This is a genomic window from Mesorhizobium sp. LjRoot246 (assembly GCF_964254115.1).
Taxonomy (GTDB): domain Bacteria; phylum Pseudomonadota; class Alphaproteobacteria; order Rhizobiales; family Rhizobiaceae; genus Mesorhizobium.
The window spans coordinates 402,042-414,986 of the sequence record NZ_CAXUSN020000001.1 but is presented as its reverse complement, the minus strand read 5'-3'; the positions used below and the strand labels follow the sequence as shown (position 1 = coordinate 414,986).

General features: G+C 62.3%; 13 protein-coding genes, 1 pseudogene and 1 riboswitch. Of the genes and pseudogenes, 10 read left to right on the top strand and 4 right to left on the bottom strand.

What is annotated here, in order from left to right; translation table 11 throughout:
- The first annotated feature begins 83 nt into the window (after positions 1 to 83).
- From ACSQ3L_RS01905 to ACSQ3L_RS01875, 7 genes and pseudogenes are all read left to right on the top strand, one after another.
- Positions 84 to 1,250, top strand: a complete 1,167-nt coding sequence (locus tag ACSQ3L_RS01905) for a diphosphate--fructose-6-phosphate 1-phosphotransferase (RefSeq protein WP_436158392.1) — start codon at positions 84 to 86, stop codon at positions 1,248 to 1,250.
- Positions 1,251 to 1,267: 17 nt separating this feature from the next.
- A pseudogene (locus ACSQ3L_RS01900) lies at positions 1,268 to 1,995 on the top strand (MBL fold metallo-hydrolase).
- Positions 1,996 to 2,257: 262 nt separating this feature from the next.
- The gene (locus tag ACSQ3L_RS01895) at positions 2,258 to 3,778 is read left to right on the top strand and encodes a DegQ family serine endoprotease (protein WP_436158391.1); all 1,521 of its coding nucleotides are present in this window, start codon (positions 2,258 to 2,260) and stop codon (positions 3,776 to 3,778) included.
- A gap of 148 nt (positions 3,779 to 3,926) precedes the next feature.
- The gene (locus ACSQ3L_RS01890) at positions 3,927 to 4,538 is read left to right on the top strand and encodes a molybdopterin-dependent oxidoreductase (RefSeq protein ID WP_436158390.1); all 612 of its coding nucleotides are present in this window, start codon (positions 3,927 to 3,929) and stop codon (positions 4,536 to 4,538) included.
- Positions 4,535 to 5,281, top strand: coding sequence for a ferredoxin reductase (locus tag ACSQ3L_RS01885; RefSeq protein ID WP_436158389.1), 747 nt, complete (start codon positions 4,535 to 4,537; stop codon positions 5,279 to 5,281). The genes ACSQ3L_RS01890 and ACSQ3L_RS01885 overlap by 4 nt, the downstream gene beginning before the upstream one ends.
- A gap of 126 nt (positions 5,282 to 5,407) precedes the next feature.
- Positions 5,408 to 5,641, top strand: coding sequence for an AbrB/MazE/SpoVT family DNA-binding domain-containing protein (locus ACSQ3L_RS01880; RefSeq protein ID WP_436158388.1), 234 nt, complete (start codon positions 5,408 to 5,410; stop codon positions 5,639 to 5,641).
- On the top strand, positions 5,638 to 6,042 hold the full coding sequence (locus ACSQ3L_RS01875; RefSeq protein ID WP_436158387.1) for a type II toxin-antitoxin system VapC family toxin: 405 nt from the start codon (positions 5,638 to 5,640) through the stop codon (positions 6,040 to 6,042). The genes ACSQ3L_RS01880 and ACSQ3L_RS01875 overlap by 4 nt, the downstream gene beginning before the upstream one ends.
- 17 nt (positions 6,043 to 6,059) lie before the next feature.
- Here ACSQ3L_RS01875 and ACSQ3L_RS01870 read toward each other — a convergent pair whose 3' ends face one another.
- Together ACSQ3L_RS01870 and ACSQ3L_RS01865 are read right to left on the bottom strand one after the other, a co-directional pair.
- A complete protein-coding gene (locus tag ACSQ3L_RS01870) occupies positions 6,060 to 7,160 on the bottom strand; it encodes a 2Fe-2S iron-sulfur cluster-binding protein (RefSeq protein ID WP_436158386.1) in 1,101 nt (366 codons plus the stop codon).
- A 32-nt stretch (positions 7,161 to 7,192) separates the two neighbouring features.
- On the bottom strand, positions 7,193 to 8,440 hold the full coding sequence (locus tag ACSQ3L_RS01865) for an aromatic ring-hydroxylating oxygenase subunit alpha (RefSeq protein ID WP_436158385.1): 1,248 nt from the start codon (positions 8,438 to 8,440) through the stop codon (positions 7,193 to 7,195).
- Between the two features lie 114 nt (positions 8,441 to 8,554).
- Positions 8,555 to 8,756: riboswitch (cobalamin riboswitch) on the bottom strand.
- 512 nt (positions 8,757 to 9,268) lie between these two features.
- Here ACSQ3L_RS01865 and ACSQ3L_RS01860 point away from each other — a divergent pair.
- From ACSQ3L_RS01860 to ACSQ3L_RS01850, 3 genes are all read left to right on the top strand, one after another.
- Positions 9,269 to 9,469, top strand: a complete 201-nt coding sequence (locus ACSQ3L_RS01860; protein ID WP_436158384.1) for a DUF680 domain-containing protein — start codon at positions 9,269 to 9,271, stop codon at positions 9,467 to 9,469.
- Between the two features lie 69 nt (positions 9,470 to 9,538).
- The gene (locus tag ACSQ3L_RS01855) at positions 9,539 to 9,745 is read left to right on the top strand and encodes a DUF680 domain-containing protein (protein WP_436158383.1); all 207 of its coding nucleotides are present in this window, start codon (positions 9,539 to 9,541) and stop codon (positions 9,743 to 9,745) included.
- Between the two features lie 72 nt (positions 9,746 to 9,817).
- Entirely contained in the window at positions 9,818 to 10,054 is a 237-nt protein-coding gene (locus tag ACSQ3L_RS01850; protein WP_436158382.1) for a DUF680 domain-containing protein, read from the top strand.
- A gap of 73 nt (positions 10,055 to 10,127) precedes the next feature.
- On the opposite strand, the gene ACSQ3L_RS01845 is transcribed toward ACSQ3L_RS01850, so the two are convergent.
- Complete coding sequence (locus tag ACSQ3L_RS01845; protein WP_436158381.1) at positions 10,128 to 11,240, bottom strand: ABC transporter ATP-binding protein; 1,113 nt, start codon at positions 11,238 to 11,240, stop codon at positions 10,128 to 10,130.
- Positions 11,241 to 11,280: 40 nt separating this feature from the next.
- Positions 11,281 to 12,945 (bottom strand): beta-galactosidase BglA, encoded by a 1,665-nt coding sequence (gene bglA / locus ACSQ3L_RS01840; protein WP_436158380.1) that lies wholly within the window; start codon positions 12,943 to 12,945, stop codon positions 11,281 to 11,283.

Here is a 12,945-nt window from a genome sequence, read left to right as displayed (position 1 = left end):
GTCACCCGGTCCACTCTTCCGTTGCGCGATAGCGAAAGACAGGCGAATGTGCCTGCGAATTCATCGCTCGGGAGACGTCAGGAATGGCCGGAACTTTTGTTATCGCGCAAGGCGGCGGCCCAACCGCCGTCATCAACCAGACGGTGGTCGGGGCCACGCTGGAGATCCGCAAGCGGCATCCCAGCGCCAAGGTCCTGGGCTCCATCCACGGCGTGCGCGGCATCCGTGACGGCAATTATGTCGACCTCTCCGCCATCCCCGAGGACCGGCTGCGGCTGATTGCCGGCACGCCAAGTGCCGCCCTGGGCTCGACGCGCGACAAGCCGGATGCCGCCTATTGCGACGTGATCCTCAACGGATTGAAAAAGGCTGGCGCCGACGCCTTCATCTACATCGGCGGCAACGACACGTCGGGTACGCAGCAGATATTGACCGATGCCGCCGGCGGCAAGATCGCCTTCGTCCATGCGCCAAAAACCATCGACAATGACCTGGAGGAAAACGACCACACGCCGGGCTTCATTTCGGCGGCCGAATTCGTCGCCGGCGCGTTTCTGTCCGTAGATCTCGATTTTCGCGCGCTGCCCGGCATCTACGTCGGCATCGTCATGGGCCGGCATGCCGGCTTCCTCACCGCCGCCGCCGCTGCCTGGCAGCTCGATCCCGACAGCGGTCCGCACCTCGTCTATGTGCCGGAGCGGCCGTTCTCGGCCGCTGGCTTCATCGACGACGTGCGCGCCACGCTCGATCGCCACAAGCGCTGCATCGTCGCTGTGTCGGAAGGTGTCAGCACCGCCGACGGCAAGGCGCTGGTCGAAAGCCTGGTGCCGCCGGACAAGCTGGAGCGCGACGCGCATGGCAACGTCAAGCTGTCGGGCAGCGATCTGCCGGCCGCGCTCGAGCGCGCGCTGGCCGAAGGCCTGCCGGGCAAGCGTGCCCGCGTCGATGCGCTCGGCTACATGCCGCGCGGCTATGTCGGCGCCATCAGCGCGGTCGATGCGCAGGAGGCCTTCGATGCCGGCGCTTTCGCCGTCTCTGTCGCCGAACAGGGCGGCGGTTCGGTGGCGCTGCAATATGACGGCACCAAAACGGTGCTGAAAAAGGTGCCGCTGAAGAACGTCGCCGGCAAGACCCGCCACATGCCCGATAATTTTATGAAGCCGGGCGTAAACCAGTTGTCCGATGCCGGCATGGCCTATCTCAAGCGGCTGGTGCCGGAAAAATACAAGGTCGGAAAGCCTTTCGTCTGAAGCCGGGCTAACATCTGATGTCGGGCTCGCACTGGTTCAGCAAAAGCATCGTCGACGACAAGACGACGATGCTGACCGAACCGTTCGTGCATGACTATCTGCGCGCCAACATCTGGCACCTGCGCGGCCGCGATGCCGACCTTCTAGTCGACACAGGCATGGGCATCTGTCCGCTGGCGCCGCAGATCGAGACGACGGTGGGCAAGCCGCTGCTGGTCGTTGCCACCCACATCCATCTCGACCATGTCGGCTCGCTGCATGAGTTCCCCTGGCGAGCCGGGCCAGTGCACAGCGCCGAACAATTCGAGAGCATGGATGAGACGGCGACCTACGCCTACATGTTCCACGATCTCGAAGGCGGCGTCTCAAGACCGCCGGCGCCGGGCTGGAAGGCCGCCGACTACAAGATACCGCCGGCACCGCTGACGCGAACCCTGGACGAGGGCGACATCATCGATCTCGGCGACCGGCAGTTTCGCGTGCTGCATCTGCCCGGGCATTCGCCGGATTCGATCGCGTTGTTCGACGAGACCGACGGCCTGTTCTTCAGCGGCGACGCCATCTACGACGACACGCTCATCGACGACTTGCCCGATTCTGACAAGGCCGCCTATTTCAGTACGATGCAGCGGCTGCTCGACCTGCCCCGGTTCGCATCGGTCATGGCGGCCACGGACCGAGCTTCGACGGCACGCGCATGCGCGAGATTGCCGCGGCCTATCTCGGGCGAACCGCCGGGATCTGAAGGCCCGGCGGGGCAGAAAAGCCCGGCCTGGCCTGTCGCCTGGCGACATTGCGACCTGTCGTCGTCCGGAGATTAAATCTTCGTAAGGTCGCCCGAAAACCCTAAATCGGGCCAATCGCCGCCCTAGATGGAACGCTGTCGATCCGGTCGGCTGCCATGCCAGGCGAGACGGGCAATCGCGACCTTCGACACGCCGGATGGTCGGTTTTCTTCACGTGGGACCGCCGCGGCGACGGATCAACTCTCGCCCGGACAAACGACCATGTCAGATATCCTTCGCAGACATCGCGTCGCGGCCTTGCTGGGCGCTGCGCTGATCTTATCTCCCTTCGTCATGTCTTTCGCCCAAAGCGCGGGCGACACCGTTCCGACAACCCAGACACCTGTCGCCGGCATCACCGCGCCCAACGGTTCGTTCGCGCCCATCGTGGCCGCCGACAAGCCGGCTGTGGTGACGGTCACCACCGTCATGAAGGCACAGTCTGAAACGATGAGCGATGCCTCTCCTTTCGACGGCGGCTCGCCTTTCGACGACTATTTTCGTCAGTTCTTCGGTGACCAGGGCGGACCGATGCCCAAGACGCCGCCACAACAGCAACCGCGGCGCGCCGAGGCGCTGGGTTCTGGCTTCATCGTCGGCGCGGATGGCATCATCGTCACCAACAATCACGTCATCGACGGCGCCACCTCGATCAAGGTTGCGCTCGACGACGGCACCGAACTGCCCGCCAAGCTGGTCGGCCGCGATGCCAAGAACGATCTCGCCGTGCTGAAGGTCAAATCGGACAAACCTCTGCCAACCGTCAAATGGGGTGATTCCGACAAGCTCATGCCAGGCGACCAGGTATTGGCCTTCGGCAACCCGTTCGGCATCGGCACCACCGTCACGGCAGGTATCGTTTCGGCGCGCGGCCGCGACTTGCACAGTGGCCCGTTCGACGACTTCATCCAGATCGACGCCCCGATCAACCACGGCAATTCCGGCGGCCCGCTGGTCGATGTCGCGGGCAATGTCGTAGGCATCAACGCGGCGATCTATTCGCCCAATGGCGGTAGCGTCGGCGTCGGCTTTGCCATCCCGTCGGATCAGGCCCAGAAGGTGGTCGCCAAGTTGATGAAGGGCGGTTCCATCCAATACGGCTATCTCGGCGTCCAGATCCAAGAAGTGACACCGGATGTGGCAAGTGCCATCGGGTTCGACCGTTCCGGTGGCGCACTGGTTTCACAGGTCAATGACGGTTCGCCGGCGGCCCAGGCCGGCATCGAGACCGGTGACGTCATCACCAGCTTCGGCGGACAGGACGTGAAGGATCCCAAGGACCTGTCGCGGGCGGTCGCCGATGTCGCGCCGGGCGCCAGGGAAACGGTCGATGTCTGGCGCAAGGGCAAGCCGATGCAGATTTCCGTCGATGTCGGCCAGAACAGCGACGATGTGAAGACCGCGTCGCTGGACGATGGGTCCGGCACGCCGAGCGCCGGGCGTGCTCCAGCGATAGGGCTCGGCTTGATGGATATCACGCCCGACATTCGCCAGCAGATGAACCTCGCCGACAAACAGCATGGTGCGGTGGTTGCCAGCGTCAATCCAGACAAGGCGGCCGCGGCTTCCGGAATACAGGCCGGCGACATCATCGTTGCCGTCAATCAGGTGCCGGTTAAGAACGCCAGGCAGGTCACCCAGGCAATCGCCCAGGCCGGCAAGTCTGGCCGCAAGTCGGTGCTTTTGCTGGTCGAGCGTGGCGACGCGCAAATCTACGTCGCGGTACCTTTTGCCAGTGGCTGAGCGGCGTTGACGTGAACGCAGGATCGGCAGGGCTCGTCGTTGACGGACCCTGCCGACCTCTGCCCATCAAGAATCCAGTTGCCCGTCGCTACATCTTCGAGAACATTGCGTCAGGCCGATAATGGCCTGATGCATGGGAATTGCCGCGATGGTCACCCGAGGTTTCTCTTCAGGACGGCGCCCGCCAACCGATGGCGATGCACGCATACCGCCGGGTCAATATCTCGAACAGGGTTTTCCGGTTCTGTCGGCAGGTCCGACGCCACGCGTGCGCACCGAGGACTGGTCTTTCACGCTGAAACATGGGCCACGCCCGATCAAGAAATGGAACAGGGCCGAATTCAACGCGCTGCCATTGACCAAGATGACACGCGACATCCATTGCGTGACCGCATGGACCAAGTTCGACACGCCGTGGCAGGGCGTGCTGGTCGACGATATCCTTGCCGATGCGGGGTTGGAGCCGCCGACCAGCTTCACGCTGGCGCACGCGTTCGACGGTTACACCACCAATGTGCCGGTCAAGGATCTCACCGCCGGCAAGGCCATGGTGGCGCTGCTCTACGAAGGCAAGCCGATCACCCCGGACCATGGTGGCCCGGCAAGGTTGCTGGTGCCGCACCTCTATTTCTGGAAGTCGGCCAAATGGCTGAACGGCCTGCAATTCACCACGCGCGACGAGCCCGGTTTCTGGGAATTGCGCGGCTACCACATCTATGGCGATCCATGGCGCGAGCAGCGCTACACGGACGATCCATGAGCGATGCGGCAGCAATGCAATCGCCCTGGCAGACAGCCAGGATCGTCCGCATCGAAAAGCGCACGCCTCGTGTCACCAGCTTCTTTTTCCAGCCGTCGCGGCCCTTTGTCCATAGCGCCGGGCAGCATGTCGATGTCAGGCTGACGGCGCCGGACGGCTATCAGGCGCGCCGCTCCTATTCCATCGCTTCCGCACCCGAAACGAACGGGGCGATCGAGCTGGCGATCGAGAAGCTTGACGATGGCGAGGTTTCGCCCTTCTTCCACGAGATCGCGGCAATTGGCGACGAAATCGAATTGCGCGGTCCGCTCGGCGGGCACTTCGTCTGGCCCGACGACGGCAGCGGGCCGCTGTTTCTGGTCGGTGGCGGTTCGGGTGTCGTGCCCTTGATGTCGATGGTCCGTCATCGCGCCGCGCGCAGTTCGACGGTGCCCGTCGTCCTGGTGTTTTCAGCCCGCGTCTGGGACGAAGTGATCTTTCGTGACGAGCTGATCGTCCTCGACGATCGCAGGGACGGCTTCGACCTGGTGCTGACGCTGACACGCGAAGCCGCGCGCCGCCCGGCCGACTATGCGCGGCGGGTGGACGTCGCGATGATGGCGCAAGCCATGGCGCGGCTGCCCCAGGCGCCTGGCATCGCCTTCGTCTGCGGCTCCAACGCCTTCGTGTCCGCCGCCGCCCAGGCGCTGATCGATGCCGGCGTTGCAGCGCAAAACATTCGCACCGAACGGTACGGAGTTTGAACGGACGCTCCGGATGCATGGCCGTCTTGGCTTTTACGGTTCGGTCGAGAGCTCGATGCTTCAAGCCTTGAAATTCGACCGATGAAGTAATACCTTGTTAAAATATGGTATTACCAGGGAATGAAGATGGCCACCACCGTTACGGCAAAGGGACAAGTGACCATTCCCAAACCCGTCCGCGATCTCCTGGGCATCGTCCCGGGCAGCAAGGTCGATTTCCGGCGCGCCGCCGATGGCAGCGTGGTGCTGGCTCGTGTTGACAAAAAGCCGCCTGCGAGCCGCTTCGCCAAGTTGCGCGGCCATGCCGGCGAGGGGCTCACGACCGAAGCGATCATGGCGCTGACGCGTGGCGGAGCGTGACGTTCGTCGACACCAACGTTCTGCTCGACCTTGTCACGGACGATCCCAATTGGGCGGACTGGTCGGTTGCGCAGCTTGAGGCAGCGAGCCTCGATGGGCCATTGTTGATCAATGATGCGGTCTATGCCGAACTTGCCGTTCGCTACGTCGGCATCGAGGATCTCGAGGCATTTCTGGATGCGGCCGGTCTCGAAATGGCTCCGATGCCAAGAGCCGCCCTTTTCCTTGCTGGAAAGGTATTTACGCAATACCGCCGATCGGGAGGATCGAGGGCCGGCGTCTTGCCCGACTTCTTCATTGGCGCCCATGCCGCCGTCGCCCGGCTTCCGCTCCTGACCCGTGATGCCGGCCGCTACCGGACCTATTTCCCATCCTTGAGGTTGATCACCCCAGACCCCTGATGACTGCCGCCCGCCGGTCACGCCTCGATTTCGAGCGCCGACAGCGGCTTGGAACAGCAGGCTAGGATGAAACCATCGTCGATCTCATGATCGAGGATGCCGCCATTGTGACTCATCTCGACATCGCCCGCGACCTTCCTCACCTTGCAGGTGCCGCACAGGCCGAATTCGCAGGCGGCGGGAATGCGCACGCCCGAGGCCCGCGCCGTCTGCAGCACGGTCTGGCCGGCGACGCAGTCGGCGTCGACATCCGAAAACGAGAATCGGATCGGTGTCACGGCTTCGACAGCAGTGGCTGCGTCACCTTCGACCGGCGACGCGAACGGCGCCGGGATCTCCTCCACGACAGGCGCTGCAAAGCTTTCCTGATGGTATTTCGTCATGTCGAAGCCGGCGGCGTCTAGCATGCCGCGCACGGCGCGCATGAAGGGATCGGGGCCGCAGCAGAAGATTTCGCGCTCGCGGAAATCGGGCGCCAGCAATGGCAGCCGGATCGCGTCGATGCGGCCCATATGGCCGAACCAGCCCTCGCGGCTCGACCGTTCCTCGATCATGAAACCGAGCGACAGGCCGGGCATTCGGCTGCCGAGCAGTTCGAGCTCCTTGCGGAAAATGATCTCTTCCGGACGGCGCGCGCAGTTGACGAAGCCGACATCGGTCCATGGCGCGCAGTCGTTCAGCCAGCGCAGCATCGACATCATCGGCGTCACGCCGGACCCTGCCGAAATGAACAGATATTTGGCCGCCGGGTGACTGTGCAGCGAAAAGTCGCCGGTCGGCCCATAGGCCTTGACGTGCGAGCCGGGCGTCAGATGGTCGAACATCCAGCGCGTGCCGGTGCTGCCCGCCTGCGCCTTCACCGTCACCGCGATCGAGAACGGCCGTGATGGCGAGGACGACAGCGTATAGGTGCGCATCAGCGGCCCGTCCGATGTCGGCAGTTCCAGCGTCACGAACTGGCCCGGTCTGTAGCGGAACCAGGTCTGGTTGTCGGAGCGGAAGGTGAAGGTCTTCACGTCAGGTGCTTCGTCGCTGACGCCGATCACTTCCAGCACCTGCAGCCTGTCGTTCCAGGGCGTCATCTGGTCGAGATGGCGATAGAGGCCAAGATCCGTCATCGCATTCATCCTTCTGTCCCCTTTGTTTTACGCTAGGCGACGCTGCGCAGGGCCGGCCGGCCGCCCTCGGCAAGGCGCGGCCCGATGAACGACGCGTACCATTCGACGAATTGGATCACGCCGCCCTCATGCAGCTCCGAATAGGGGCCGGGCTCGTAGGCGGGCGACAGGATGCCGAAGGCGTTTTCCTCGACGATGCGGCGGTCCTGGTCGTTGGTCTCGGTCCAGACATGGGTGAGGTCTTCGACGGTATAGTCGACACCCTCGACCGCATCCTTGTGCACCAGCCATTTGGTCGTCACCGCCGTTTCCGTGGCGCTGATCGGCAGCACCCGGAACGTCACCGCATGATCGATGAGAATGTGGTTCCACGTCGTCGGGTAGTGATAGTGCATCAAGGTGCCGATCCGGTCGGCGGAGACAGCGTCGGAGAGGTTCTTCTTCACCGCCAGTTTGCCGGTCATGGTGTAGCTGACGGCATCGCGCAGCAGCGGCGCGCGGGTGGCGCGGTATTGTCCGGCCGGATCGATGCGGAACTTGCTCGGCAGGCCTGATGCCTCGCATTTGGCCCAATGCGCGACCATCTCGGGGTCGCTGTCGGCGCCGTTGACGCCGGTCACGGTCGGCGCTTCGGGGAAGGTCTTGCACAGCTCGGGATGATTGGCGGCGCAGTGGTAGCACTCGCGGTTGTTTTCCCAGACCAGCTTCCAATTGCCCTTCTCGATGATCGTGCTCTCGAAGGCGATCTTTGCGTCGCGCAGCCGGTGCGGCAAAAGATAAGGCTCGATCATCGCCCGCATCGGCGCGAAATCCGCCGGCTCCTTGGCGAGGCAGATGAAGATGTAGCCGCCGACGCTCTCGTAGGCGACCGGCTTCAGGCTGAACTCACTCTTGTCGAAACCGTCGGCCATCTGGCGGGCAAACAGCAGGCGGCCGTCGAGCTCGTAGGTCCACTGGTGATAGGGGCAGACGAGCTTTGCCGCTGTACCCTTGTCGGTGTTGCAGACGCGGCTGCCGCGATGGCGGCAGGAATTGTGGAAGGCGTTGATCTTGCCTTGCTGGTCGCGGACAAGCACGACCGGATAGTCGCCGATCTGCACGGTAATGTAGCTGCCCGGCTTCGGTAGCTCGCAATCATGGCCAATGAACAGCCAATCGCGATACCAGATCAGCTCCATGTCGAGCTTGAAGTAGTCCGGGTCGGTGTAGAAGGGCTGCTCTAGCGAAAAGCCTTGCCTGCGGCTGCTCAAGAGCCTCAGCATGTCGTTGCGGATATCCATGTCCTGTCCTCGTTTCTAAGGACTGAACTGGTGGTGATGGAGGAAGGATTGGACGCAAGCCGGCTATGCGCCGGACATGCACGATCCACCTCTTGACCGCCCACCGCGATCAGTCGAGTCTAGAAATCTCGGGCTGGTTTCCGGGCTCTGGAGTTGTCCTTGCGGACCATCGCGACACCTTCCCAGGCACTTGCCCAGTGGTCTCCCGTTGCGACTTGAACTCCACCACCGTTGCGGGGGCAGCGCCGGATTCTGACCGGCTTCCCAATTCTCCGCCTCGTCGTCACGAAGCGGCACCTGAGATGTCATGATCTAATCACGATCGCGGACGCGTCATCGGCATGAAAACGACATCGTATCCATGCGGCGCGACACGGTATGCGAAACGTTCCGACTGACTGTTGCGGCTGAAGTCCCCCATATCGCGAGCGGCCATTTGCCGGTTGCGAGCTTCTCGAATCCGGCTCCTGGCGGGGTCAAAAAAGGTTAACGGTTTCGAAAAGTGACTATTAGCTCGTTCTAAAATCGAACCGAACGGTTCGTTTCTGTTGACGGTGCGTGCAGGACAGTGTGAACGCTGGGCCTCCGAAACAGTTGGTGATCCGCGTCGTAATTTTATCTAATCAATTGATATAAAAGAGAAAAATATCCCTGTAAGATGCCCTTGGCGCAATTTCAAGGTGTGGATTCATAGACCACATGGAACAACTTCGTGATTGGAAAAGGCGAGGTTGCCCTCCCACATCGGGGTTGTCCGAACGACGCGATTTCGTTCCCAAGACACGCCGCTAGACGGACGGAAAAAAAGAAAATACTGGAGTGCCAAAAATGAAAAAGATCATTCTCACTGCCGCCGCCGTTCTGGCCATTTCCGGCAGCGCCTTCGCTGATGGTAGCGACCACTACGGTTCGAACGCCCCGGCAGCCACTGCTGTCGACAACTCGTACACCGCTTCAGTCAAGAAGTCGGAACCGGCTGCTCAGACGCCTGTCCAGGGCAGCGACCGCAACCTCTTCGGCAACCGCTAACAGCCGATTCCCAGTTGATGGCGGGTTCGCCCGTCGCCCTGGCAAAGTCCAGAAATTCAGGAGACTGACATGAAGAAGATTATTCTTGCTACCGCCGCCGTTCTGGCCATCTCGGGTAGCGCTTTCGCCGCCAGCGACAACTTTGGCTCCAATGGCGCCAACCAGCCTGCCGTCACCTCGGTCGACAGTTCGCAGACGGCTTCTACGCAGAAGTCGGCACCGTCTGCTCAGACGCCTGCCCACGGCAGCGACCGTAACCTCTTCGGCAACAACTAACAGCCGATTCCCGGCAGACGGCGGGTCTGCCCGCCGCCCTGGCGAAAACCTAGAAAAATTCAGGAGACTAAAATGAACAAGATCCTTATTACCGCCGCCGCCGTTCTGGCCATCACCGGCAGTGCCCTCGCCGCTAGCGACAACTTTGGCTCCAACGGCGCCAATCAGCCTGCAGTCACTTCGGTTGACAGTGCGCAGACGAGCTCGGTCCGTAACAGCGGTGGCGTCGTCGAGAAGCTGCTCAATTCGTCGGGCGACGTAGAGAAGTCAGCCCCTCAGGGCAGCGACCGCAACCTCTTCGGCCGCTAACAGCCGAAGCTGATCTTCAAAAAAAGAGCGGCGGGCCTAGCCCGCCGCTCTTTTTTACGTCCGTGGTCCTGCCTCAGGCCGCTTTCGCTTCCGCCTCGTGAAGGGCAAACGACCGCCCATCCGTGTCGAAGATATGCAGGTCTTCGCCATTGGCGCTCAGTCGCAATGTCGAGCCGCGCTTGACCTCGACATTGCCGGGCAGCTTGGTCACCAGCGGCAGGTCGGCGCGACCGATGTCGACATAGACAAGCTGCACCTCGCCGAGCTGCTCTACATAGTCGACCGTGCCTTCGAACAGGTAGTCAGTGCCGCTGGCGATGATCAGGTCTTCCGGCCGCACGCCGAAGCTCACCGCGGTACCCTTTGCCGAAGCCGGAGTCGTGATCGGCACGGTTGCCTTGCGGCCGCCGACATGGCTGACGACGGTCGGGTTGCCGGTCTTGTCTATTGTCGCGGGCAGGATGTTCATGGCTGGCGAGCCGATGAACTGGGCAACGAACAGGTTGCCGGGCTTCTTGTAGAGGTCCATCGGCGTGCCGACCTGTTCGATATGGCCGTCCTTGAGCACCACGATGCGATCGGCCAGCGTCATCGCCTCGACTTGGTCGTGGGTGACGTAGATCATGGTCGTGTTGGGCATCGATTCCTTGAGCTTGGCGATCTCGATGCGGGTGGCGACGCGAAGTGCGGCGTCCAGGTTCGAAAGCGGTTCGTCGAACAGGAACACTTTCGGATTGCGCACGATGGCGCGGCCGATGGCGACGCGCTGGCGCTGGCCACCCGACATCGCCTTGGGCAGGCGGTCGAGATATTTGGTCAGCTGCAGGATCTCAGCGGCCTGGCGTACGCGCCGGTCGATCTCGGCCTTGTTCTCCTTGCCGATCTTCATCGAGAACGCCATGTTGTCGTAGACGGTCATGTGCGGGTAGAGCGCATAGGACTGGAACACCATGGCGATGCCGCGCTTCGACGGCGGCACGTCGTTGACGACTTCGCCGGCTATCCTGAGCTCGCCGGAGGTGATTTCCTCGAGCCCGGCGATCGACCTCAGCAAGGTCGACTTGCCGCAGCCAGACGGGCCGACAAAGACGATGAACTCGCCCGACTTTATATCGAGGTCGATGCCGTGGAGAATGTTCAGATTGCCGTAGGACTTCTTCACTTGCCTTAGCGTGACATCGGCCATTCGTTTCCTCCCAGTAATTCGAATTCGAGTGATTTGAAATTCAGTCGATGCGCCCGAACCAGGCGCCGTAGCCGCCGAGCTTTATGGAACCGCTGCTGGCCTGCCCCGGAAATCCGTGCCCGGGCAAAGGTTGCAGCGATCGGCCGCCAAGGTCAACCTCGGTTGGCGTTGCTCCCAGATTGAAGACGCAGACGACCTGCTCGTTGCCTGCACGGCGCGTGAAGGCGACCGTGTCGCCCTCACTTTCGATGAAGGTGATATCGCCCTTGGCCAGCGCCGGATGGGCGCGCCGGAAGGTGAGAAAGCGCCGGTAGTGCTCAAGCAGCGAGTTCTCGTCGCCCTGCTGGACATTGACCGCTTGCGACAGATGCTTGGCCGGCACCGGCAGCCAGGGTTTTGCCCGGGAGAAGCCGCCATTTTCGGCGCTGCCGTCCCACACCATCGGCGTGCGGCAGCCGTCGCGACCCTTGAATTCGGGCCAGAAGCGGATCCCATAGGGGTCCTGCAGATCTTCGAACCGCAGCTCTGCTTCACCCAATCCAAGCTCTTCGCCCTGGTAGATGCAGACCGAACCGCGCAACGACATCAGCAGCGCGGAGATGACCTTGAGATAGGCGGTCGGGTCGGCCTCGCCGGCAGCCCAGCGCGATGCCGGGCGCATCACGTCATGGTTGGAAAAGGCCCAGCACGACCAGCCGTCGCTGGCGACCTTGCCGAAGGCTTCCAGCACCGAGCGGACCTTGGCTGCGCTGATCTTTTCCGGTGCCAGGAAATCGAAGGAATAGCACATGTGCACGCGCTTGCCGCCGGTGGTGTAGGCCGCCACCACGTCCAACCCGCGCTGCGAATCGCCGACCTCGCCGACCGCGGCGGTCGCTGGATACTCATCGAGCAGGGCGCGGAAGCGTTCGAGGAAACCGAGGTTCTCGGGGCGGCTCTTGTCGTAGAGATGGTCCTGGTAGTTGTAGGGGTTGACCGCCGGTGCGGTCTGATCGTTGCGCTCTTCCGGTGGCAGCGGTGGGTTGTTTTCCAGGCCCTGGCTGTGGAAGTAGAAATTGATCGTGTCGAGCCGGAACCCATCGACGCCGCGCTCCAGCCAGAAGCGGGTGACGTCGAGCAGTGCATCCTGGACTTGGCGGTTGTGGAAGTTGAGATCGGGCTGCTCGGCCAAGAAATTGTGCATGTAATATTGCTGGCGGCTGGTGTCCCACTGCCAGGCCGAGCCACCGAAGATCGACAGCCAGTTGTTGGGCGGCGTGCCGTCCGGCCTGGCGTCCGCCCAGACATACCAGTCGGCTTTCGGGTTGGTGCGGGTCGACCGGCTTTCCTTGAACCATGGGTGGTTGTCGGCGGTGTGCGACAGCACCTCGTCGATCATCACCTTCAAGCCCAGCCTGTGCGCCTCGGCGGTCAGTGCGTCGAAGTCGGCCAGCGTGCCGAACATCGGATCGACGTCGCAGTAATCGGTGACGTCATAGCCGAAATCCTTCATCGGCGACTTGAAGAACGGCGAAATCCAGATGGCGTCCGCACCGAGTGCCGCGATGTAGGGCAGCCGCCCGATGATGCCCTTGAGGTCGCCGATACCGTCGCCGTTCGAGTCCTGATAGCTGCGCGGATAGATCTGGTAGATCACTGCACCTCGCCACCAGTCGCGATCGATGGCGAGGTCAGGATTCGAACTGGCCTTCAAAGCGGATTGCAT